Annotated in this window: 23 protein-coding genes; 11 read left to right on the forward strand and 12 right to left on the reverse strand. The window is 71.1% G+C overall.

Annotation, left to right across the window (positions count from 1 at the left end; translation table 11 throughout):
* Nucleotides 1-8 precede the first annotated feature (8 nt).
* Nucleotides 9-1,292 carry a 3-phosphoshikimate 1-carboxyvinyltransferase gene (gene aroA / locus ABZE72_RS02160; RefSeq protein WP_372727371.1) on the forward strand — a complete coding sequence of 428 codons (1,284 nt, stop codon included), beginning with the start codon at nucleotides 9-11 and terminating at the stop codon, nucleotides 1,290-1,292.
* Nucleotides 1,289-2,287, forward strand: a complete 999-nt coding sequence (gene rsgA, locus ABZE72_RS02165; protein ID WP_372727372.1) for a ribosome small subunit-dependent GTPase A — start codon at nucleotides 1,289-1,291, stop codon at nucleotides 2,285-2,287. Before aroA ends, rsgA begins: the two co-directional genes overlap by 4 nt.
* Here the strand turns inward: rsgA and ABZE72_RS02170 are convergent.
* A complete protein-coding gene (locus ABZE72_RS02170) occupies nucleotides 2,281-2,754 on the reverse strand; it encodes a DUF2231 domain-containing protein (protein ID WP_372727373.1) in 474 nt (157 codons plus the stop codon). The two genes, rsgA and ABZE72_RS02170, sit on opposite strands and share 7 nt — an antisense overlap.
* Before the next feature lie 61 nt (nucleotides 2,755-2,815).
* Between ABZE72_RS02170 and ABZE72_RS02175 the strand changes: the two genes are divergently transcribed.
* From ABZE72_RS02175 to ABZE72_RS02185, 3 genes are all read left to right on the forward strand, one after another.
* Nucleotides 2,816-3,736: an inositol monophosphatase gene (locus ABZE72_RS02175; protein ID WP_372727374.1), complete on the forward strand. Its 921-nt coding sequence runs from the start codon at nucleotides 2,816-2,818 to the stop codon at nucleotides 3,734-3,736.
* Between the two features lie 89 nt (nucleotides 3,737-3,825).
* The gene (locus ABZE72_RS02180) at nucleotides 3,826-4,257 is read left to right on the forward strand and encodes a CBS domain-containing protein (protein WP_372727375.1); all 432 of its coding nucleotides are present in this window, start codon (nucleotides 3,826-3,828) and stop codon (nucleotides 4,255-4,257) included.
* 19 nt (nucleotides 4,258-4,276) lie between these two features.
* Nucleotides 4,277-4,645 (forward strand): FKBP-type peptidyl-prolyl cis-trans isomerase, encoded by a 369-nt coding sequence (locus tag ABZE72_RS02185; RefSeq protein ID WP_372727376.1) that lies wholly within the window; start codon nucleotides 4,277-4,279, stop codon nucleotides 4,643-4,645.
* A 14-nt stretch (nucleotides 4,646-4,659) separates the two neighbouring features.
* Here ABZE72_RS02185 and ABZE72_RS02190 read toward each other — a convergent pair whose 3' ends face one another.
* Nucleotides 4,660-4,902 (reverse strand): RNA-binding S4 domain-containing protein, encoded by a 243-nt coding sequence (locus ABZE72_RS02190; RefSeq protein ID WP_372727377.1) that lies wholly within the window; start codon nucleotides 4,900-4,902, stop codon nucleotides 4,660-4,662.
* Between the two features lie 16 nt (nucleotides 4,903-4,918).
* On the reverse strand, nucleotides 4,919-6,178 hold the full coding sequence (locus tag ABZE72_RS02195; RefSeq protein ID WP_372727378.1) for a DUF445 domain-containing protein: 1,260 nt from the start codon (nucleotides 6,176-6,178) through the stop codon (nucleotides 4,919-4,921).
* A 92-nt stretch (nucleotides 6,179-6,270) separates the two neighbouring features.
* On the opposite strand from ABZE72_RS02195, the gene ABZE72_RS02200 reads away from it, so the two are divergent.
* Nucleotides 6,271-6,669: an adenylyltransferase/cytidyltransferase family protein gene (locus tag ABZE72_RS02200; RefSeq protein WP_372727379.1), complete on the forward strand. Its 399-nt coding sequence runs from the start codon at nucleotides 6,271-6,273 to the stop codon at nucleotides 6,667-6,669.
* 28 nt (nucleotides 6,670-6,697) lie between these two features.
* Complete coding sequence (locus ABZE72_RS02205) at nucleotides 6,698-8,272, forward strand: MXAN_6640 family putative metalloprotease (RefSeq protein WP_372727380.1); 1,575 nt, start codon at nucleotides 6,698-6,700, stop codon at nucleotides 8,270-8,272.
* On the opposite strand, the gene ABZE72_RS02210 is transcribed toward ABZE72_RS02205, so the two are convergent.
* Both ABZE72_RS02210 and ABZE72_RS02215 read right to left on the reverse strand, forming a co-directional pair.
* Nucleotides 8,262-9,170: a universal stress protein gene (locus ABZE72_RS02210; protein ID WP_372727381.1), complete on the reverse strand. Its 909-nt coding sequence runs from the start codon at nucleotides 9,168-9,170 to the stop codon at nucleotides 8,262-8,264. The genes ABZE72_RS02205 and ABZE72_RS02210 overlap by 11 nt on opposite strands.
* Before the next feature lie 94 nt (nucleotides 9,171-9,264).
* A complete protein-coding gene (locus ABZE72_RS02215) occupies nucleotides 9,265-9,888 on the reverse strand; it encodes a hypothetical protein (protein WP_372727382.1) in 624 nt (207 codons plus the stop codon).
* 156 nt (nucleotides 9,889-10,044) lie between these two features.
* Here ABZE72_RS02215 and ABZE72_RS02220 point away from each other — a divergent pair, with 156 nt between their 5' ends.
* Genes ABZE72_RS02220 through ABZE72_RS02230 form a run of 3 tightly spaced genes read left to right on the forward strand, consistent with a single transcriptional unit; the run spans nucleotide 10,045 to nucleotide 13,268 of the window.
* Complete coding sequence (locus tag ABZE72_RS02220; protein WP_372727383.1) at nucleotides 10,045-11,544, forward strand: FAD-dependent oxidoreductase; 1,500 nt, start codon at nucleotides 10,045-10,047, stop codon at nucleotides 11,542-11,544.
* Nucleotides 11,541-12,662, forward strand: coding sequence for a hypothetical protein (locus tag ABZE72_RS02225; protein WP_372727384.1), 1,122 nt, complete (start codon nucleotides 11,541-11,543; stop codon nucleotides 12,660-12,662). The genes ABZE72_RS02220 and ABZE72_RS02225 overlap by 4 nt, the downstream gene beginning before the upstream one ends.
* A gap of 3 nt (nucleotides 12,663-12,665) precedes the next feature.
* On the forward strand, nucleotides 12,666-13,268 hold the full coding sequence (locus tag ABZE72_RS02230; protein ID WP_372727385.1) for a TetR/AcrR family transcriptional regulator: 603 nt from the start codon (nucleotides 12,666-12,668) through the stop codon (nucleotides 13,266-13,268).
* Nucleotides 13,269-13,291: 23 nt separating this feature from the next.
* Here the strand turns inward: ABZE72_RS02230 and ABZE72_RS02235 are convergent, their stop codons facing one another.
* Complete coding sequence (locus ABZE72_RS02235) at nucleotides 13,292-15,655, reverse strand: ATP-binding cassette domain-containing protein (protein WP_372727386.1); 2,364 nt, start codon at nucleotides 15,653-15,655, stop codon at nucleotides 13,292-13,294.
* 182 nt (nucleotides 15,656-15,837) lie between these two features.
* Here ABZE72_RS02235 and ABZE72_RS02240 point away from each other — a divergent pair, with 182 nt between their 5' ends.
* Nucleotides 15,838-16,518 carry a hypothetical protein gene (locus tag ABZE72_RS02240; RefSeq protein WP_372727387.1) on the forward strand — a complete coding sequence of 227 codons (681 nt, stop codon included), beginning with the start codon at nucleotides 15,838-15,840 and terminating at the stop codon, nucleotides 16,516-16,518.
* A 1-nt stretch (nucleotide 16,519) separates the two neighbouring features.
* Here ABZE72_RS02240 and ABZE72_RS02245 read toward each other — a convergent pair whose 3' ends face one another.
* From ABZE72_RS02245 to ABZE72_RS02270, 6 genes are all read right to left on the reverse strand, one after another.
* The gene (locus ABZE72_RS02245) at nucleotides 16,520-17,248 is read right to left on the reverse strand and encodes a hypothetical protein (RefSeq protein ID WP_372727388.1); all 729 of its coding nucleotides are present in this window, start codon (nucleotides 17,246-17,248) and stop codon (nucleotides 16,520-16,522) included.
* A 123-nt stretch (nucleotides 17,249-17,371) separates the two neighbouring features.
* Nucleotides 17,372-17,647 carry a GlsB/YeaQ/YmgE family stress response membrane protein gene (locus tag ABZE72_RS02250; protein ID WP_372727389.1) on the reverse strand — a complete coding sequence of 92 codons (276 nt, stop codon included), beginning with the start codon at nucleotides 17,645-17,647 and terminating at the stop codon, nucleotides 17,372-17,374.
* A 90-nt stretch (nucleotides 17,648-17,737) separates the two neighbouring features.
* On the reverse strand, nucleotides 17,738-18,259 hold the full coding sequence (locus ABZE72_RS02255; protein WP_372727390.1) for a DUF421 domain-containing protein: 522 nt from the start codon (nucleotides 18,257-18,259) through the stop codon (nucleotides 17,738-17,740).
* Nucleotides 18,260-18,317: 58 nt separating this feature from the next.
* Nucleotides 18,318-18,548 (reverse strand): hypothetical protein, encoded by a 231-nt coding sequence (locus ABZE72_RS02260; protein ID WP_372727391.1) that lies wholly within the window; start codon nucleotides 18,546-18,548, stop codon nucleotides 18,318-18,320.
* A 158-nt stretch (nucleotides 18,549-18,706) separates the two neighbouring features.
* Nucleotides 18,707-19,504 (reverse strand): alpha/beta fold hydrolase, encoded by a 798-nt coding sequence (locus ABZE72_RS02265; RefSeq protein ID WP_372727392.1) that lies wholly within the window; start codon nucleotides 19,502-19,504, stop codon nucleotides 18,707-18,709.
* Nucleotides 19,505-19,594: 90 nt separating this feature from the next.
* Nucleotides 19,595-20,300 (reverse strand): LLM class flavin-dependent oxidoreductase (locus tag ABZE72_RS02270; protein WP_372727393.1); only part of this gene is annotated, 706 nt, incomplete at its 5' end.

Consider the following 20,300-nt stretch of genomic DNA (forward strand, 5'->3'; position numbering starts at 1 on the left):
CTGCGTGGGTGACGACACCAGGATCTGCGCCCACCGACCTCTGGCCGGCGCCCCGCGCCCGCCGGCCCGTCGAGGCCACGGTGTCGTTGCCCGGCAGCAAGTCGCTGACCAACCGGGCCCTGGTGCTGGCGGCCATCGCCGACGGACCCAGCGTCGTACGCCGCGCCCTGCGCTCGCGCGACACCCTGCTGATGGCCGGCGCCCTCTCCGCGCTGGGCTCGCGGGTCGACACCTCGGGCGACGACTGGACGGTCACGCCGGGTCCCTTCGTCGCCGACGCCGAGGTCGACTGCGGCCTGGCCGGGACCGTGATGCGGTTCGTGCCGCCGATCGCCGGGCTCTCCACCGGGGCCGTGGCCTTCGACGGCGATCCCCACATGCGCACCCGTCCGATCGGTGAGGTGCTGTCGGCGCTGCGCACCCTGGGCGTGGGGATCGAGGACGGGGGGCGCGGCACCCTGCCCTTCACGGTCCGCGGCGCCGGGTCGGTCACCGGCGGCCGGGTGGTGGTGGATGCCTCGGCGTCGTCGCAGTTCATCTCCGCCCTGCTGCTGGCCGGCGCGCGGTACGAGCAGGGCATCGAGGTCCGGCACGAGGGCCCGCCGGTTCCGTCGCTCCCCCACATCGAGATGACCGTGGCGATGCTTCGCGAGCACGGCGTCGCCGTCGACGACGGCGTCACCGACCGCTGGGCGGTCGCACCCGGCCCGGTCCGGGCCACCGACCACGTGATCGAGCCCGACCTGTCCAACGCGGCGCCGTTCCTCGCCCTGGCCGCCGTGTCGAACGGCACCGTGGTCGTCCGCGACTGGCCGCGCCGGACCACCCAGGCCGGGGACGCGCTGCGCGAGATCCTGGCCCGGATGGGCTGCGAGGTGGACTTCGTGGAGGCCGGGCTCCGGGTCCGTGGCACCGGAACCCTCGAGGGCATCGACGTCGACCTGCACGACGTCGGGGAGCTCGCGCCCGCCGTCGCCGCGCTCTGCGCCCTGGCCGACTCGCCCTCGCACCTGCGCGGCATCGCCCACATCCGCGGGCACGAGACCGATCGCCTGGCGGCGTTGGCCACCGAGCTGACCGCGCTGGGCTCCGACGTCACCGAGCACGACGACGGGCTGAGCATCGCGCCGGCCCCCCTGCACGGCGGCGACTTCCACACCTACGCCGACCACCGGATGGCGCACGCGGGCGTGATCGTCGGTGCCGCCGTGGACGACGTCCGGGTGGAGAACATCGACACCACCTCCAAGACCTTCCCCGGCTTCGCGGCGTTCTGGTCAGGTCTGTGGTGAGCCGCTACTCCGAGCACGACCAGGAGCACTACGACCGGCCGCGGCGTCGTACCCGGCCGCGCACCAAGGAGCGCCCGACGTACGACGACGCCGTGGACGGCGTGGTGGTGACCGTCGACCGCGGCCGGTTCACGCTCTGGGTCGGCGAGGGCGACGAGGCCGTCAAGGTGATGGCGATGAAGGCCCGCCCGCTGGGCCGCAAGGGCGTGGTGGTCGGCGACCGGGTACGGGTTGTCGGGGACACCTCGGGGGCCGACGGCTCCCTGGCCCGGATCGTCGAGGTGCACGAGCGCACGGCGATGCTGCGCCGGACCGCCGACGACGACGACCCCGTCGAGCGGGTGATCGTGGCCAACGCCTCGCAGCTGGTGATCGTCACGGCGCTGGCCGACCCCGAGCCGCGCCCGCGCCTGATCGACCGGGCCCTGGTGGCGGCGTACGACGCCCGCATGCAGCCGCTGCTCTGCCTGACCAAGGCCGACCTGGCCGACCCGGAGATCCTGCTCAGCACCTACCGGTCGTTGGGCGTGCCGTGGGTGGTCACCCAGCGCGGCGGCGACCTCTCCGAGCTCCGCGACCGGCTGCGGGGGCGCACCAGCGTGATGATCGGCCACAGCGGGGTCGGCAAGTCCACCCTGGTCAACGCGCTCGTGCCCGACGCCCACCGTGAGGTGGGCGTCGTCAACACCGTCACCGGGCGTGGTCGGCACACCTCCACCTCGGCCTTCATGCTGGAGCTGCCCGACGGGGGCGGCTGGATCGTGGACACCCCCGGCATCCGTTCCTTCGGGCTGGCCCACGTCCAGCCCGAACAGCTGATCGGCGCCTTCCCGGACCTCGACGAGATGACCGAGGAGTGCCCGCGCGGCTGCACCCACGGCACCGACGAACCCGAGTGCGGTCTCGACGTGGCGGTCACCGCCGGCGAGGCCGACCCGGAGCGGGTGGAGTCGTTCCGTCGGCTGCTGGCCGCCCGCAGCGACTCGAGCTACTGACCGCCCCAGGCGGAGCGGGCGCCCGCGTCGCCGGTGAGCACGACCAGCCCGAGCACGGCGATCGCCACCACCGGCAGCCCGAGCACCATCGGCAGCACCAGCACCGGGACGCGTGAGGCACGCTCGGGCCGCCCGGGCAGGGGGCTGGTGAACGGCAGCAGCCACCAGCCGGCCGCCGTCAGCGCAGCCAGCACCCACATCGCGATCACCAGACGGTCCCCCCACATCTGGTGGGTGTCGACCAGTTCGGTGTGGGCGCTTAGCCGGTGCATGAAGTCCTCGCCGCTGAAGGCGGCGAGCTGCGCCGAGAGGGCAGCGACGACGGCGAGCACGAGGGTCGGGGTCCGCACTGCCCAGCGCCACCGGGGCACCAGCGCCAGGACCAGGGCACCGAGCGCCGCCAGCGGGACGAAGACCACGGCCGCGTGGACGACCAGGGGGTGCAGCGGCACCCCGTTCAACTCCATGCACCGACCCTAGACGCCACGTGGCCGCGGCGTTGCGCCCCTCGAGGAATAGCCTGTGCCCATGCCGACCCCGGGTTCCCGCGACTACACCGACGACCTGCGCCTGGCGCACCTCCTCGCCGACGACGCCGACTCGCTCACCCAGGACCGCTTCAAGTCACTGGACCTGCACGTGATGAGCAAGCCCGACCTGACCCCGGTGACCGACGCCGACCAGGGCGTCGAGGAGGGCATCCGCCGCACCCTCGCCCGGGTCCGCTCTCGCGACGCCGTGGTCGGTGAGGAGCAGGGCAGCACCGGTCACAGCCAGCGCCGCTGGGTGGTCGACCCCATCGACGGCACGAAGAACTTCGTCCGGGGGGTGCCGGTCTGGGCCACCCTGATCTCCCTGATCGTCGACGACGAGGTGGTGCTGGGCGTGGTCTCCGCACCCCAGCTGCAGCGGCGCTGGTGGGCTTCGGCGGGCAACGGCGCCTGGACCGGCAAGTCCCTGCTCAAGGCGACCCGGTGCCAGGTCTCCGACGTACGCCGCCTGGAGGACGCCTCGTTCTCCTACTCGTCGCTGTCGGGCTGGGACGAGCGGGGCCGGCTCGACGACTTCCTGTCGCTGACCCGGCGCTGCTGGCGCACGCGTGCGTACGGCGACTTCTGGTCCTACATGCTGCTGGCCGAGGGAGCGGTGGACCTGGCCGCCGAGCCCGAGCTGGAGCTCTACGACATGGCCGCGCTGGACGTGATCGTGCGGGAGGCCGGTGGTCGGTTCACCTCGCTGGACGGCACCGACGGCCCGTTCGGGGGCAACGCGCTCGCGTCCAACGGTCACCTGCACGAGGCCGCGCTCTCCTTCCTCGGCACCGCCTCGGGCGACGACGACGACCCCGACGCGCGCCGTGCCGGGCCGGGATCGGTCAGCGACCTGCGCTCCCACCGCGAGCGCAGCCAGGCCTCCCGCGACGACGCCGAGGACCCCTCCTCCCCCTGACGTCTCACGACCTGGCGCGTTTCGCTGTACGACGACGCCCGGGCTGAGTAGCGTCGGAAGCACCACTGGATCCACTGAAAGGGGCCCCGATGCGCATCCGCGACGTGCTCCAGGCCAAGGCGAGTCACGACGTCATCACCATCAACCCCGGCGCCAGCGTGCGCGAGCTGATCGGGCTGCTCGCCCAGCACAACGTGGGGGCCCTCATCGTCAGCAGTGACGGGGTGAAGGTCGACGGCATCGTGAGCGAACGCGACGTCGTCCGACGCCTGCACGACTCCGAGGCGGTCCTCGACCACGCGGTGGCCACGATCATGACGACCGAGGTCCACACCACCGGGTCGGACACCCTGCTCGACGACCTGATGAAGACGATGACCGAACGTCGGATCCGGCACGTGCCGGTCCTGGCCGACGACCGGATCACCGGGATCATCAGCATCGGCGACGTCGTGAAGCACCGCATCGACCAGCTCGAGTTCGAACGCGACCAGCTGGACAGTTACGTCCACCAGACCTGATCGGCATAGGGTCCTGGGCATGGACAAGCCTGAGATCGACTTCTTCGACCCTGAGCCCCCGACCGATCTGGTCGTCACCGATGTCACCGTCGGTGACGGCGCCGAGGCGGTCGAGGGCAACACCGTCTCCGTGCACTACGTGGGCGTCGCGCACTCCAGCGGCGAGGAGTTCGACGCGTCGTACAACCGCGGCACGCCGCTGCAGTTCCGTCTCGGCGTCGGCCAGGTCATCTCCGGCTGGGACCAGGGCGTGCAGGGCATGAAGGTCGGCGGCCGCCGCCAGCTCGTGATCCCGCCGCACCTGGGCTACGGCGACCGTGGCGCCGGTGGCGTGATCAAGCCGGGCGAGACGCTGATCTTCGTGGTGGACCTGCTCGGCGTCAGCTGAGCCCCACCACTCCTTCACCAGGGCAGATCGTCGACCGCTTGGTCGGAGACCCGGGCGGACACCCCACCGAGGGTGACCACGTCGCCCAGGACGAGCTGGCGTCCGCGCCGGGTCTCCACCTCACCGTTGACCTGCACCTCTCCCGAGGTGACCACGGGCTTGGCCTCGGCTCCGCTCTCGATCAGGTTGGCGAGCTTGAGGAACTGGCCCAGTCGGATGGACCGGTCGGAGATGGCAACGTCGATCGGCTCGCTCATGGGTCCAGTCTGGCAGTCAGCCGACGAGGACGGCGACCGTGTGGATCGCCACCCCGACCAGCCCACCCACGATGGTGCCGTTGATCCGGATGAACTGCAGGTCGCGACCGACGTGCAGCTCGATCCGCTCGGCCGCCTCGTTGCCGTCCCAGCGCTCGATCGTGTGAGTGATCACCGCGGTCAGCTCGGCGCCGTAGCGGCCCACCGCGAAGACGGCGGCGTCCGCGGCCGTCTCGTCGAGCTTGGCGCGCAGCTCCTCCTCGGCCAGCAGCCGCTCGGCGAACCGGCAGACCTCGGTCAGCATCCGAGTGCGGACGGCGCCCTCGGGGTCGGCCAGCGAGCTGAGCAGCATCCGGCGCAGCGAGTTCCACAGCGAGACGCTCGTCTCGAGCACCTGCGGGTGGTCGAGGATCCGTTCCTTGAGCGCCTCGGTGCGCGCCTGGGTGTCCGGGTCCTCCAGCAGGTCGCGGGCGAGCTGGGCCAGCATCGAGTCGAGGGCCTCCCGCGCGTGGTGCCGCGGGTCGTCGCGGATGTCGGCCACCCAACGCACGAGCTCGACGTTGATCCGCGACGTGACCACGTCGTTGAGCCGCGGCGGGGTCCACCAGGGCGCCCGCTCCCCCAGGATCTCGGCGACTGTGTCCGGGTTGTCGACCAGCCAGCCGTGCAGCTCCTGGAGCACCAGGTCGACCAGTCCGTGGTGCAGGTCGTCGGCGACCGTCTCGTGCAGCAGTCCACCGAGCAGCGGCGAGATCGGCTCCTCGCGGAACCGCGGCACCAACGCCTCGCTGACCAGGTCGGAGATGTGCTCGTCACGCACCTTGCCCAGCCCGATCGCGGCCACCTCGGCGACCTCGTCGACCACCCGGCGCGCGTTGGCGGGCTCGGCGAGCCACTGGCCCACCCGCAGCGAGATGGTGGCGAGCCGGATCCGGTCGCGGATGATCCCCTCCTGGAGGAAGTTCTCGCCGAAGAACTCCTCCAACCCCTTGCCCAGCTCGTTCTTGCGTTCGGGGATCAGCGCGGTGTGCGGGATCTTCAGGCCCAGCGGGTGCCGGAAGAGCGCGGTCACCGCGAACCAGTCCGCGATCGCCCCCACCATCGAGGCCTCGGCGCCGGCGTTGACGAAGCCCAGCACGCCGTCGCGCCCGATCGTGACGACGTAGACCGCGGCCGCGAAGAGCAGCAGGGCGAGCGCGAGCGTGCGCATCCGCCGCAGCGCGGTACGGCGTACCTGGTCGGCGGCGGGGTCCGAGGTGATCATTGCGGTGGCCATCGGGCCCGATTGTCCACCACGGCCCCGCCGCCCCCTCGCCGAGCCCGCTGAGGTTTCGGGCCAGCGCCTGCGCGCGTGCCACAATTCCCGGCATGTCGCGCACCGTCATCACCTTCGGCACGTTCGACGTGTTCCACGTCGGCCACCTCCGGGTGATCCAGCGGGCAGCCGAGCTGGGCGACCGACTGGTCGTCGGGGTCTCCGCCGACGCCCTGAACCTGCGCAAGAAGGGCCGGGAGCCGGTCTTCAGCGAGGGCGAGCGGATGGCGATCGTGGCGGCACTCAAGCCCGTCGACGAGGTCTTCGTCGAGGAGAGCCTCGAGCTCAAGCGGGAGTACATCACCCGGTTCGGCGCCGACGTGCTGGTGATGGGCGATGACTGGGCCGGTCGCTTCGACGAGTTCGAGGACATCTGCGAGGTCGTCTACCTGCCCCGCACGCCCGCCATCTCGACCACCGCGCTGATCGAGAAGATCTCCTCCACCAGCTGATCCCGGCAAGCGCCAGGAGGGAACACCCATGCGTCGCACTCTCGCGGCAGCCGTGGCCGCGGGCCTCGCCCTGTCGATCGCGCCCGCGTCGGTCCTGCACGCCTCGTCGTCGAGCGCCGAGGACCGCGCCGCCACCTCCGGCCGGGAGGCCGGCCAGGCTGCCCGCCCGGAGGCGGCGCTGGCGGCACTGACCCGGGCCGAGCAACTGCTGGGCACCGGGCCGTCGTTGACCGCGCGTCGCCGTACACCCCTCGACCCCGACGAGGTGACGCTGGCGCTGCGGGACCTCTTCGTCGCGCTGCCCGCCCTCGAGGGCGAGGAGCGCAAGCGGGCGAACGGCGTGCTCGCCCGGCCCACCGACAACGCCGACGACCCGTACGGCGACGGGTACCCCGCGAAGGCGAAGACCCGCCGGCAGTGCGAGGGCCACTTCTGCCTGCACTGGGTGCGCGAGGGCAAGGACGCCCCGCCGGGAGCCGGCTGGCGGAAGAAGACCCTGCAGACGATGAACCAGGTCTGGAAGCGCGAGGTCGACCAGCTGGGCTACCGGCCACCACTCAAGGACGGACGCCGCGGCGGCGACTCCACCTTCGACGTCTACCTCAAGGACCTCGGTTCGCGCGGCTTCTACGGCTACTGCGCCCCGGAGCGGCGCAAGCCGGGCAGCAAGTGGCGGGCCTCGGGCTACTGCGTGCTCGACAACGACTTCTCCCGTGAGCAGTACCACGCCCGGCCGATCGAGGCGCTGCGCGTCACGGCCGCCCACGAGTTCTTCCACGCCATCCAGTTCGGCTACGACTACGGCGAGGACCCGTGGTTCATGGAGGCCACCGCCACCTGGATCGAGGAGCGCTTCGCCGACGGCGTCAACGACAACCGCCAGTATTTGCCCTTCGGTCAGCTGGCGGACCCCGCGACCCCGTTGGACACGCACCGCGAGTCCGGGTTCAACCAGTACGGCAACTGGCCGTTCTTCGAGTTCCTCAGCAGCCACTTCGGGCCGAAGATCGTGCGCACGATCTGGAACAAGGCCGCGACCTTCCCCGGCGCTCCGGACCACTACTCGGTCGACGCGGTCGCCGCGGCGCTGGGTCGGTACGGCGGACTGCCGGGCGTCCTGGCGGCGTACTCCGGCGCCAACACCGCGCCGGCCCTGAGCTACGCCGAGGGCCGGCACTGGCCGAAGGCACCGCCGGCCCGGCGCTGGACCCTGGGGTCCGGCAACGCCCGCCGCGCAGCACGGGTGACGATCGACCACCTGGCCGCGCGCAGCGCCCTGGTCCTGCCCGGCGAGACACTGGGCGGTCGGCGCTGGCGGCTGCGCATCGACGTCGACGTGCCGGTGGCTCGCACCGGCCCCGCGGTCTACGTGCTGGTGCAGCGCCGCAATGCCGCGCCGATCCGGCGCCTGGTCCGGCTCGAGGGTCGTCAGGGCCGCACCACCGTCGGCTTCAGTGCCCGCGAGGTGCGCAGCGTCACCGTCACCCTGGTCAACGCCTCGACGCGCTACCGCTGCTGGGTGAAGGCTCGGTTCTCCTGCCAGGGCGAGCCGCGCGACGACGGGCGGCCGTTCCGGCTGCGGGTGCGCGCCTTCAAGCGCTGAGGTCGTCCGTCCTCAGTTCGCCGGGGTTGGCGAGGAGGACCGGGCACTCGGCCCGGCGCAGCACGGCCCGCACCACGGGCCCGAGGTGCGAGCCCATCGCGATCAGCGGGTCGTGACGCCCCACGACCACGAGCCGCGAGTGCCGGGAGGCCTCGATCAGGGCCGCCGCTGGATCGGCGTGCCGGGTGGTCACGGTGACGTCCACGCCGGCCGCCTCCTTGTCGAACTCGAGGAGGATGTCCTCGATCTCGTGCCGCGTGGTCAGCGTCCAGCTGTCCTGGGCGATCCGATCGGTCACGACGTCGTCGTACAGGCTGGGGAACCACCAGGTGTGCAGGATCTCCAGCTCCGCGCCGCGGCCGCGGGCCTCGCTCAGCGCCGCCGCCAGCAGCGGGCGGCAGCGGTCCGGGATGTCCACGCCCAGGGTGACGCGGCCGGGGCCGTCGCTCGGTTCGGACCTCTCGTGCCACCCGTCGGGCACCGACACCACCGGCACCTGGGCATGCCGCGCCACTCCGTGCGCGACCGAGCGTCGTACCGCGCGCATCAGCCAGTTCACGTCGGTGCGCTGGACCACGATCATCCGCGCATTCCGCCCGGCGTCGACGACCGTGCGCACCGGCGGCCCGTCGTCGACCTCGCTGGTGAGCCGAGTCTCGTCACCCACCATGCCCTCGGCCGTGGCCACGGCGGCGCGCAGGGTCTCGCGACCCATCCGCTCGATGTCGCCGAAGTCGAGAAGCACCATCTCGGGTCCGGTCGGCACCACGTGCACGGCGTGGACCAGGTGCACCCCGCAGCCGATCCGGGCCGCCTCCGCGGCAGCGAACTCCAGCGCGCTGTCGACGGGGTCGTTGCCGACCGCGACCACGATGGGACGGGTGTTGTCGGACTCCATGGCGGCCTCCCAGCGCTGGAATCTGCGATGGCTTCCAGCATCGCGCCGGGCTGCTCGGCGTCGGAAGGGACGAACGTCCCGTCCTGGGGTGCCCTCAGCCCACGCGCCAGACCCTGAGGCTGAGGAAGAAGAACGATCCCGACACCTGCCGGATCCGGAAGTGGTGGCCGCCCGGGCCGAGGTCGGCCAGGTGCGGTTGGTCGATCAGGCCGTCGACCGGCAGGTTGCCGAACGACGAGTCGTCGATCAGGCACTCGACCACCGCAGGCCCGCCGTGGCTCTGCAGCCGCACGTGGCAGTTGTAGCGCCCCTCGTCCGGCGCCTCGAAGTAGCAGTTGATCCGACCGGTCTTCGTGGTCGCCGACCCCCAGAAGGCGTGCTCGGACGAGGAGAACCAGGCGCGGTCCGCGTCGAGGCAGCTCTGCATGTCGGTGAAGTCGTCGAAGTGGTCGGCGTCCCAGATGTCGAGGTACTTCGCCCGGCCGTACTTGGCGCCGACCGTGAAGGTCGCCATCGGGAACCACAGGTCGAGATCGAGGATCCCCGGGAACTTCTTCAGGACCTTGTCGGCCCCCTTGGTCGCCTTCAGGGCGGACAACGACTCCTCCGCCTCGGGCACGAGGGAGCCGCGCAGGACGCGTTCCGGCTCGAAGCGGGCCGGGCGGGCCTCCCGGGACTCGATGACGTCGAGCACGAACTCGCGGTTCTTCCTGGGCATGAGGACCTCACTGAGTTGGGTGGACAGTCATCCCCGAGGAGAGCCACCCCACCGGTCCAGATACCTGGCCAGCAGGCGGGCGGCCTTCTTGACGACTCCCACCGCCGTTCATACATTCATACACGTTCTGGATGAATGTATGAACAGGAGCACATGATGACCCTTGCCACGACCGCTGTGGTCCTCGGCGGGAGCGTGGCCGGCCTCTGTGCCGCCGGCGCACTCGCTCCCCATGTCGAGGAGGTGGTGGTCCTCGAGCGTGACGTGCTGCCGGCCGATGCCGAGCACCGCCGAGGGGTGCCCCAGAGCAAGCACCCGCACTTCCTGCTCAACGCCGGCCGCCGATCGATCGGCACCCTGTTCCCCGGCTTCGAGGACGACCTGATCGCCGCGGGCGGGATGCCCCTGATGCCGTCACTGGACGCGGCGTACCTGGAGGAGACCGGGTGGGCTCCCCGCAAACGGTCCACGATGACGATGATCTACTCCTCGCGGATCCTGATCGAGCGGGTGCTGCGCGACCGGGTGCGGGCGCTGCCCAACGTGACGATCCGCGAGGGAGTCGCGGTCCAGGGCCTGGAGTTCTCCGCACCCAGCGGGCCGGGCAGCGCCGTGACCGGCGTCCGTCTCCAGGCCGGCGACGGCCCGTCGGAGGTCCTCGCCGCCGACCTGGTCGTCGACGCCCTGGGTCGAGGCTCCTCGGTGGCGGACTGGATCGAGAGCGCCGGCTGGCCGGCGGTGCCGGTCAAGACGCTCGACGCCAAGGTCACCTACATCTCCCGCTGGTACGACCTGCCCCCCGAAAGCGAACGCCCGGACTCCTGGTGGTGGCGCCACCTGATCGTGATGCCGACCCAGGACGACGCCCGCGACCGCCCCGCGGAGCACTCGTTCCTGTCGAACTTCTTCCCCCTCGAGAACGGCCGCGCGATCGCATGCATGGGCTCGTGGGGCCTGGAGATGCCGCGCACCGTCGAGGACTTCACCGCCTCCGCCGAGCGCCTGCGCACTCCGGTCTTCGCGGACGCGATGAAGCGGAGCACGCCCACCTCTGAGGTGCACCTCACCCGCTCGACGGGCAACAAGTGGCGCCGCTACGACCAGCTCCCCACCCCACCGCGCGGGCTGGTCTTCATCGGCGACTCGATCTGCGCGTTCAACCCGTTCTACGGCCAGGGGATGAGCTCGGCCGCACGCTCGGCCGTCCAGTTGCAGGGCGCCCTCGAGGACGCGACCTCCCTCGACGGCTCGTTCGCCGGCGACTTCCTGCGCGAACAGGTCGCGACGCTCGACGTGCCGTGGAAGCTCGCCATGGCTCGCGACCAGGGCTTCGAGTGCGCCACCGGCACCGAGTCGCTGCCGAGCTGGCAGCGACGCATCGTGGCAGCGATGACCTGGCCGGTCTTCAACACCATCACCGGCGCTGCCCGTGAGGATCAGGTGATCGACGAGCACTTCGCGCGCGTGTTCAACCTCGACGAGACCCTCGGGGAGATGTTCCGCAGTCCCCGGGTGCTGTTCGGGCTGGCGCGTCACCAGGTGAAGGCCGCTCTGGGCAGGACCACGGTGCCCTTCGGGTTCGATCCTTTGCTCGACCCGCCCGCGACCGACTACTCCGAGGCGGCCCCCACGGAGAAGGCCGAGGCGCTCGCATGAGCGTCACCTGCGACCCCGCGGCCGAGGCCCTCACCCGCGAGCTCGGGTTCGACTGCCATCAGGTCGACCCGGTGGTCTCGTTCACCCACCCGGCCGACCTCGCCAACTGGACCCAGCCGGTGCTCGAGGTACTGATCATCGGTGGAGCCGTCTTCGCGCTGGTGCACGCCGTACGTCGGCTCCGGCGCGAGGGCGACCCGACCAACCTGGCCCTCTGGTTCGCCTCGCTGGTCTACCTGGCCGTCACCGAGCCTCCGCTGTACTTCCCGGAGTGGTTCGGTCTGGACGAGATCTACGGCTTCATCTTCGCCCACAACGAGTTCACCGTGCAGTTCATGTACGGCCGGCTGCCGCTCTACATCGTGGCGTTCTACCCGGCGATCAGCGCCCTGGCCTACGAGCTCGTCCGCACCCTGGGGATCTTCGCGCGCCGCGGCGCGCTGGTCGGCGCCATCGCCGTGGCCTTCGTCTGCCAGGTCTTCTACGAGGTCTTCGACCACCTGGGTCCGCAGCTGAAGTGGTGGGCGTGGAACACCGACAACGTGCAGGTGAACCACCCGATGCTCGCCTCGGTGCCGATGACCAGCATGGTCCTCTTCGCCTCGGTCTCCCTCGGCGTGCTGACCTACCTCGTCGTCCGCTGGGTGGGCGTGGACGCCGACGCACGCCCCCCTCGTTCGGGCGTGTCGATCGCGCTGCGCACCGTCGCTGCGGGCGCCCTGACCCCGCTCGGCATGCTGATCGCCGGGATCCCCTTCAGCCTCCTGGGTGGTGACTCGCCCCACGTCACCGCCCAGGCGTGGGTCCTGGGCGTGGAGCTGGGTCTGATCTGGCTGGCCGGCGCCTGGATCCTGCTGCGTGAGTGGCGCTCGCCCGGCCCAGTGGAGCCGCCCCCGCTCAACGCGTTCGTCGCGGTCTTCCCGCTCGCCTTCGTGGTGGTGCACAGCGTGCTCTGGCTCGCCGCGCTGCCGGCGTACCTCGCGGCGGAGAACGGGATCACCGAGGCGGGCACCCCGATCGGCAGCGGCCCGTACGTGATCGCCTGCTTCCTGGCCATCGACGTCCTGCTGATGATGCTCTACCGGCGCCGCCGGCGGCCGGCCACGGTCGGGGCCTGACCCGTGGGCCACCACGGCTGGCAGGGCGACCCGCCGCGCACTGAGGAGCTCGCCCGCGAGCGGATCATCGCGGCCACGACCCGCTGCATCGAACGCCTGGGCGTGCCCCGGACGACGCTGTCCAGCGTGGCCGAGGAGGTGGGCGTCACCCGGCAGACCGTCTACCGCTACTTCGCGAACATGGGCGAACTGTTGTCCGCGGTGGCCGAGGCCGGCGCCACCGACTTCATCGAGCGGATGACGGCCCACCTGTCCGCGGCCACGACCCCGCTCGAGGCGGTGACGGAGTCGATCGTCTTCGCGGTCCAGGAGATCCCGCGCGAGCCCAGCATCGGGCTGCTGCTCCAGGCCGACGACCGCGAGCTGTTCGGTCGCGGCGTCACCTCCGCCGCCGCGCTCGGTCTCGGCGGTCAGGTGTTGCGCGACCTCGCGATCGACTGGGAGTCCGTCGGCGTGCGGGACGAGGAGCTCGACTCGCTGGCCGAGATCACGATGCGGCTGATGCTCTCGCTGTTGCTGGACCCCTCGGCGACCCCGCGCTCGGCCGACGACCTGCGCGCCTTCGTCGGCCGCTGGCTCGGACCTGCCCTGTCTCCTCGTCGGTAGCCCGCCCGGCAGGCCAGCACGGCTCAGCCGACGTACGCCGCCAGGTGCTCGCCGGTGAGCGTCGACCGGGCCGCCACCAGGTCGGCCGGTGTGCCCTCGAAGACGATCCGGCCGCCGTCGTGGCCGGCGCCCGGGCCGAGGTCGATGATCCAGTCCGCGTGCGCCATCACCGCCTGGTGGTGCTCGACGACGATCACCGACCTGCCTGAGTCGACGAGCCGGTCGAGCAGACCGAGCAGCTGCTCCACGTCGGCCAGGTGCAGACCCGAGGTGGGCTCGTCGAGGACGTGGACGTCGCCCTTCCCCCCGAGGTGGGTGGCCAGCTTGAGCCGCTGGCGCTCGCCGCCGGAGAGCGTGGTGAGGGGCTGACCGAGGCTGAGGTAGCCCAGCCCGACGTCCACGAGCCGGTGCAGGATCGCGTGCGCCGCCGGGGTCCGGGCCTCCCCTTCGCCGAAGAACGCCTCGGCCTCGGTCACCGACATCGCGAGCACCTCGCTGATGTTCCTGCCGCCGAACGTGTACTCCAGCACCTCGGCCTGGAAACGCCTGCCCTCGCACTCCTCGCACGTCGACTCGACCGTGGCCATCACCCCGAGCTCGGTGAAGATCACCCCGGCGCCGTTGCACGAGCCGCAGGCGCCCTCGGAGTTGGAGCTGAACAGGGCGGGCTTCACGCCGTTCGCCTTCGCGAAGGCCTTGCGGATCGGGTCGAGCAGGCCGGTGTACGTCGCCGGGTTGCTGCGTCGTGAGCCCTTGATCGCCGACTGGTCCACCATGATCACGCCGTCGCGACCGGCGATCGAGCCCTGCACCAGCGAGCTCTTGCCCGAGCCGGCCACGCCGGTGATCACGCAGAGCACGCCCAGTGGCACGTCGACGTCGACGTCCCTCAGGTTGTGGGTGTCGGCACCGCGGATCTCCAGCGTCGATGCCGCCGTGCGCACCGCCTGCTTGAGCGACGCCCGGTCATCGAGGTGACGGCCGGTGACGGTGTCGCTGGCCCGCAGCTCCTCCACGGTGCCCTCGAAGCAGACCGTGCCGCCCTCGGAGCCGGCCCCGGGCCCGAGGTCGACGGCGTGGTCGGCGATCGCGATCGTCTCCGGCTTGTGCTCCACGACCAGGACCGTGTTGCCCTTGTCGCGCAGTTGGAGCAGCAGGGCGTTCATCCGCTCGATGTCGTGCGGGTGCAGCCCGATCGTGGGCTCGTCGAAGACGTAGGTGACGTCGGTCAGCGAGGAGCCGAGGTGGCGGATCATCTTGGTGCGCTGCGCTTCGCCGCCGGACAGGGTGCCCGAGGGCCGGTCCAGCGACAGGTAGCCGAGCCCGATCTCCACGAACGCGCCGAGCAGGTCCGCCAGCGCCGTCGTCAGCGGCGCCACCGAGGGCTCGTCGAGGTCGCGCACCCAGCCGGCGAGGTCGCTGATCTGCATCGCACAGAGCTCGGCGATGTTCCGTCCGTGGACCTTCGCGGACCTGGCCTCGGCGCTCAGTCGGGTGCCGTCGCAGTCCGGGCAGTCGGCGAAGGTGACCGCCCGCTCCACGAAGGCACGAATGTGCGGCTGCATCGCCTCGAGGTCCTTGGAGAGCATCGACTTCTGGATCTTGGGGATCAGGCCCTCGTAGGTCAGGTTGACGCCCGCCACCTTGATCTTCGTCGGCTCCCCGTGGAGCAGCTGCTCGAGCTCCTTCTTGGTGAACTTCGCGATCGGCTTGTCCATGTCGAAGTGGCCGGAGCCGGCGAAGATCCGGCCGTACCAGCCGTCCATGCTGAAGCCGGGCACCTTCAGGGCGCCGCCGTTGAGCGAGAGGCTGTCGTCGTACAGGGCCGTCCGGTCGAACTCCTTGACCGAGCCGGTGCCCTCGCAACGCGGACACATGCCGCCGAGGTAGACGGCGTTGCGGACCACCTCCTTCTGGACCCGGCCGCCCTTCTCGGTGCTCATCACGCCGCTGGCCGTCCGGGTGGGCACGTTGAACGAGAACGCGGTGGGCGGGCCGACGTACGGCTTCCCGAGCCGGGAGAACAGGATGCGCAGCAGGGCGTTGGCGTCGGTCGCCGTGCCCACCGTGGAGCGCGGGTGGGCGCCGAGCCGCTCCTGGTCGACGATGATCGCGGTGGTCAGGCCGTCGAGGACGTCGACCTCGGGGCGCGCCAGCATCGGCATGAAGCCCTGCACGAAGGAGCTGTAGGTCTCGTTGATCATCCGCTGGGACTCCGCGGCGATCGTGGCGAAGAGCAACGAACTCTTGCCCGACCCGGAGACCCCGGTGAAGACCGTCAGCCGCCGCTTCGGCAGGTCGAGGTCGACGCCGCGGAGGTTGTTCGCGCGGGCGCCCCGGACCCGGATCAGGTCGTGGGTGTCGGCCGGGTGCGGCGCGCGCGTCATGAGGTCTCCTCCGAGTTCGGGTGCACGCCGCAAGGTACCGAGAGCAGGGCCGGGTGAACAGGCTCGCCCGGTGGGACGACCACGGCAGATGACCACGGCAGATGGCTCGAAGTGCCCATTCCCAACCCGGTGTGGACACGGAAGGGTCGAGAGGTCCGGGTTCCGATGAAAGGAAGAGACCGATGGGCCTGAATCGAGCAGTCGGCGTGGTCGCCGCAGCCGCCGTCCTGATCGGCGGCGCCAATCTCGCCGCCTACGCCGCCAACGGCAAGCCGCTGCTGCTGGGCAAGACCAACAAGGAGACCCGCACCGCCGTCGTGAAGAACACCGGCTCCGGTCCGGCGCTCAAGCTCACGACCAAGCGCTCCGCCCCACCGCTGGCCGTCAACTCCCGACAGCGGGTCGCCCGGCTCAACGCCGACCAGGTGGACGGTCTGCACGCGACCGACCTGCAGACGCACAGTCAGATCTTCCGGATCCCCCCGCAGGCCGGCGTCGGGAGCTTCGTGCTCGACCTCGGTCTCGAGCCGGGCGTCTATCAGGTGAGTTACTCGGTGATCTCGCTGATGTCGGCCGCGGACACCGCCATCAACTGCCACTTCTGGGCCGAGAGCGGGTTCTACGAACTGCTGGGCTACGGATCGAAGTACTCCTCCTACTCGACCGCGAACGGATCAGGCATCCTGGACACCCGGAGCCTGGACAAGACCTTCCGGTGTTTCACCAGTGGTGGAACCGCCACCGTCGATGCCGACTTCCCGGAGCAGTCACAGATCGTCGTGACGCCCATCGACGGGCTCAGCGTGGGCACCGCGGTACCCGTGGCGCCCATCGCACCCAAGCACCGGGGGCTGGGCCGCTGACTCAGCCGCGGCGTGCGGAGCGCCGGAGCACCCGGGTCAGGTTGGTCCACACCAGTCGGGCGTCCACCGAGAAGAGGATCGGCAGGGTGACGCCCTCGCGCCAGGTCGGGTTGAGCGCCTCGTAGCGCTCGGCCAGGCGGCGGGCGCTGCCCGACAGCGGCAGCGACTCGCCGTCGGCGACGTTGGCTCCGCGCACCACGCCCTCGGCGGCGTCGAAGGAGGTCGGGTAGAACGCCTGCGCGAAGGCGACCAGCGCTTGGCGCGCCCACGCCGGGGTGGCCTCGTCGCGCAGCGACCAGGTGCGCCCGGAGGTCCGGGTCAGCGAGACATAGCTCTGCGGGAAGGCCGTCGTCACGAAGTGCAGGCTGCGCGGGCCGAAGGTCCGCAGCGCGATCGGCACCAGTCGCCACGGCGCGAGGATCGTTCTGGGGTGTCCGCGGTAGGCGCGGCGGAAGTAGAAGAACTTGGAGAACATCAGCAGCAGTCGGCGTCGCTCGACGTCGACCGGGAGCATCGCGATGGTGAAGAAGCCCTGCGCGGTGTCGCTGGGGTCGACGAAGACGAAGACGTATCGGTCCGGTCCGACGACGGCGGCTCGGAACTCCTGCCAGTCCTGCTCCTCCGAGCGCGTCAGCGTGAGCATCTCCAGCCGCAGGCGCCAGATCTCGCGCAGGCGCTCCTCGGTGATCTCGGCGCTCGGGAGGAGCAGGGCACGCAGGGGACGGCTCATGGGTCGGGCTCCGGGGAGTGACGACGGACGGGGCCGTCGGAGACTAGCGGTCGCCGACCGGCCGGAGGTGCTCCGGCCGGTCAGCGACCCTGGTGTCGGTCCGGATCCCGTGCCCGCCCTCGATCAGTGCCGGTCGGAGGTGTTGCGGCCCGTCACGGTCGAGGCGATCACGACCAGGACGGCCGCGGTGACGATGGCGACGATCCAGCGCACCCAGTCGACTCCGGAGGTGTCCCCGCTGCCGCCGAAGGCGCTGTAGATGTACCAGCCCAGGATGACGCCGCCGATGCCGCACAGCAGCGTGAGCCAGATAGGAATGTTGTCCTTGTCGCCCGGGGCGACGAACTTGCCGAGCAGGCCGATGATGATGCCCGCGATGATCACTCCGATGATGCTCACAGCGCTCCCTCGTTTCTCTCCGGCGGATGTGCCTCCCCCCTCGTACCCCCGGGGCCCGTGTCGCAACCGCGAGCACCAGGTGCTGGTCCCTCAGGGCTGACGTGCTCCGGGACGCACGTCGGCGAGTGCGGACCCGTCGCCCGCGTTCTCCCGCGCGATGACGCTGAGGCTGCCGTCGCTCTCCAGCACGACCGCGGCGATCGCGGCGACGTCACCGGCGCCTGTCCCCCGGATCGCCTGCCGCACCTCCCCCTCGGTGAGTCGCTGGTCGCGCAGCGCGTCGGTCAACATCCGGCCGTCGCGCAGCACCAGCGTGGGCCGCGCCGTGACCAGGGCACGCCCGCCGGGCACCCGGGAGGCCACGACGGCGGCGAGGAACTGGAGCAGTGCCAGCATCCCCAGCGCCACCACCCCCTCGACCCAGGAGACGTCGGTGCTCAGGAAGATCGTCGCCAGCGTCGAACCGAACGCGACGGTGATCACGAAGTCGAACGCGTTCAGTTTCGCCAACGTGCGTTTGCCGGAGAGGCGCAGGAGCAGGACGAGCGCGGCATAGGAGGCAGGGCCCACCAGGAGCACCCGCAGGACATCGGACCAGGTGTCGAACCACATGGTCTCGGTGTACCCCGTGACGCCCCGACCAGACCCGGATCTCAGCAGACCTCGGCGCTCACCGCGTCACCCGCGCGGCGGCGGCCAGCAGCCGAGGCAGGACGTCGGCCGCGAGCAGGCCCTGGAAGCCGTCCCCGAGGTCGGTCGCCCGAGCCAGACCGAGCGACCGCAACGAGGCGGCAGCCAGCGTCGAGCTGTAGCCCTGGCTGCAGACCACGACCACCCGGCTCTCCGCGGTCACCGCAGCCAGCCGGTACGGCGAGGTGGGGTCCAGCCGCCACTCCAGCACGTTGCGGTCGACGACGATCGAGCCCGGCAGCTCCCCGCCGCGTCGGCGCTGCTGCTGCGGTCCATGGGTGCGACAGCCTCCCTGGTGGGCAGAGGGGCTCGGGCCCCCACCGACGAGGCTAGGCCTCGCGGACGGCGCGCACCGGGAAAGCGTCGACGTCAGTCGGCGGTGAGGAAGACTCGCAGAGCGGAGACGAACGCGTCCGGCTGCTCGGAGTGCACCCAGTGGCCGGCCCCCTTGACGGTGACCAGCCGGGTGGTCGGGAAGAGCTCACGCATCCGCGGCGCGTGGTCGGGCTGTACGTAGGGCGAGTGCTCGCCCGCCATCCAGAGCACCGGGCGCTCGAACGAGCCGGAGACCTCGGGCATGCCCGCGATCGTGGCGAGCTCGGCGCGCAGCAGGTCCAGGTTGGCCTGCCAGCCGAACCCCTCCTTGCCGCTGCGCAGGTTCTGCAGCAGGAAGCCTCGCACCCGCTCGTCGTCGATGTACGGCGCGAGCGCCTCGTCGGCGTCGCTGCGCCGCTCGAGGCTGTCGAGGTCCAGGCGCGCCAGACTGTCCAGCAGGTGCTCGAACTCGCCCGCGCCGCCGCTGGGGACCGGCGAGATGTCGACGACCACGAGCCGCTCGACGAGCTCAGGGTGGCGCAGGGCCAGCACCATCGCGACCTTGCCGCCCATCGAGTGCCCCACCAGGTGCAGCGGGCCGTCGTCGGCGTACCGCTCGCGCAGGTGGTCGGCGACCGTGTCGGCGAGGTCGGGGTAGTCGGTGGTGTCCAGCCACGGCGACCGCCCGTGGTTGGGCAGGTCGACCAGGGTCGAGCGCAGGTCGGGCACGAGCGCCTTGGCGATCTGGGTGAAGTTGCGTCCCTGCCCGAAGAGCCCGTGCAGGAACACCACCCGCGCTCCGGTGTCGCCGATCTCGGTCGTGTGCAGCGAGGACGCGGTGGAGGGACTCACGGGGTCACCCTAATCAGCCCACTGGAGGTCGATCCCGGCGGGAGCACGAGCACTCGGGCTCCGGCGTTCAGCACTTTCCGAACCCGGCCTTCAGCGCCATCCCAAGGCGGGTGCGACGTCGGTGAGGACGGACTCCAGCAGGTGGGCGTTGTAGTCGACCCCCAGCTGGTTGGGCACCGTCAGCAGCAGCGTGTCGGCCGCCGCGATCCCCTCGTCCTCGGCGAGCTGGGCGACCAGCCGGTCCGGCTCGGCGGCGTACGTGCGACCGAAGACGGCGCGCAGGTCGGCCTCGATCTGACCGACCTGGTCGGTACTCCTGCCCTCGTGGCCGAAGTAGGCGCGGTCGAGGTCGGTGGTGATCGGCATGATCGAGCGGCTGACCGAGACCCGGGGTTCGTGTGCGTGCCCGGCCTCCTTCCACGCGTCCCGGAAGGCCTCGATCTGCTTGCGCTGCTGGACGTGGAACGGCTCCCCGGTCTCGTCGGCCTTGAGCGTCGAGCTCATCAGGTGCATGCCCTTCTCGGCCGCCCAGCGGGCGGTGGCGTCCGAGACCGCTCCCCACCAGATCCGGTTGCGCAGACCCTCGGAGTGCGGCTCGACGCGGAGCAGACCGGGCGGGTTGGGGAACATCGGGCGCGGGTTCGGCTCGGCGAAGCCCTCACCCCGGAGCACCTCCAGGAACACGTCGGCATGGCGACGCGCCATCTCGGCGTGCCCCTCGCCCTCGGCGGGCTGGTAGCCGAAGTAGCGCCACCCGTCGACGACCTGCTCCGGTGACCCCCGGCTGATGCCGAGC

Origin of the sequence: Nocardioides sp. (assembly GCF_041600255.1) — a bacterium.
GTDB lineage: Bacteria > Actinomycetota > Actinomycetes > Propionibacteriales > Nocardioidaceae > Nocardioides.

What these genes read in the sequence shown, in the direction of transcription:
- ABZE72_RS02170 (WP_372727373.1), bottom strand. Translation starts at nt 2,754, where the DNA reads ATGGAGTTGAACGGGGTGCCGCTGCACCCCCTGGTCGTCCACGCGGCC.
- ABZE72_RS02175 (WP_372727374.1), top strand. Translation starts at nt 2,816, where the DNA reads ATGCCGACCCCGGGTTCCCGCGACTACACCGACGACCTGCGCCTGGCG.
- ABZE72_RS02180 (WP_372727375.1), top strand. Translation starts at nt 3,826, where the DNA reads ATGCGCATCCGCGACGTGCTCCAGGCCAAGGCGAGTCACGACGTCATC.
- ABZE72_RS02185 (WP_372727376.1), top strand. Translation starts at nt 4,277, where the DNA reads ATGGACAAGCCTGAGATCGACTTCTTCGACCCTGAGCCCCCGACCGAT.
- ABZE72_RS02190 (WP_372727377.1), bottom strand. Translation starts at nt 4,902, where the DNA reads ATGAGCGAGCCGATCGACGTTGCCATCTCCGACCGGTCCATCCGACTG.
- ABZE72_RS02195 (WP_372727378.1), bottom strand. Translation starts at nt 6,178, where the DNA reads ATGGCCACCGCAATGATCACCTCGGACCCCGCCGCCGACCAGGTACGC.
- ABZE72_RS02200 (WP_372727379.1), top strand. Translation starts at nt 6,271, where the DNA reads ATGTCGCGCACCGTCATCACCTTCGGCACGTTCGACGTGTTCCACGTC.
- ABZE72_RS02205 (WP_372727380.1), top strand. Translation starts at nt 6,698, where the DNA reads ATGCGTCGCACTCTCGCGGCAGCCGTGGCCGCGGGCCTCGCCCTGTCG.
- ABZE72_RS02210 (WP_372727381.1), bottom strand. Translation starts at nt 9,170, where the DNA reads ATGGAGTCCGACAACACCCGTCCCATCGTGGTCGCGGTCGGCAACGAC.
- ABZE72_RS02215 (WP_372727382.1), bottom strand. Translation starts at nt 9,888, where the DNA reads ATGCCCAGGAAGAACCGCGAGTTCGTGCTCGACGTCATCGAGTCCCGG.
- ABZE72_RS02220 (WP_372727383.1), top strand. Translation starts at nt 10,045, where the DNA reads ATGACCCTTGCCACGACCGCTGTGGTCCTCGGCGGGAGCGTGGCCGGC.
- ABZE72_RS02225 (WP_372727384.1), top strand. Translation starts at nt 11,541, where the DNA reads ATGAGCGTCACCTGCGACCCCGCGGCCGAGGCCCTCACCCGCGAGCTC.
- ABZE72_RS02235 (WP_372727386.1), bottom strand. Translation starts at nt 15,655, where the DNA reads ATGACGCGCGCGCCGCACCCGGCCGACACCCACGACCTGATCCGGGTC.
- ABZE72_RS02240 (WP_372727387.1), top strand. Translation starts at nt 15,838, where the DNA reads ATGGGCCTGAATCGAGCAGTCGGCGTGGTCGCCGCAGCCGCCGTCCTG.
- ABZE72_RS02245 (WP_372727388.1), bottom strand. Translation starts at nt 17,248, where the DNA reads ATGAGCCGTCCCCTGCGTGCCCTGCTCCTCCCGAGCGCCGAGATCACC.
- ABZE72_RS02255 (WP_372727390.1), bottom strand. Translation starts at nt 18,259, where the DNA reads ATGTGGTTCGACACCTGGTCCGATGTCCTGCGGGTGCTCCTGGTGGGC.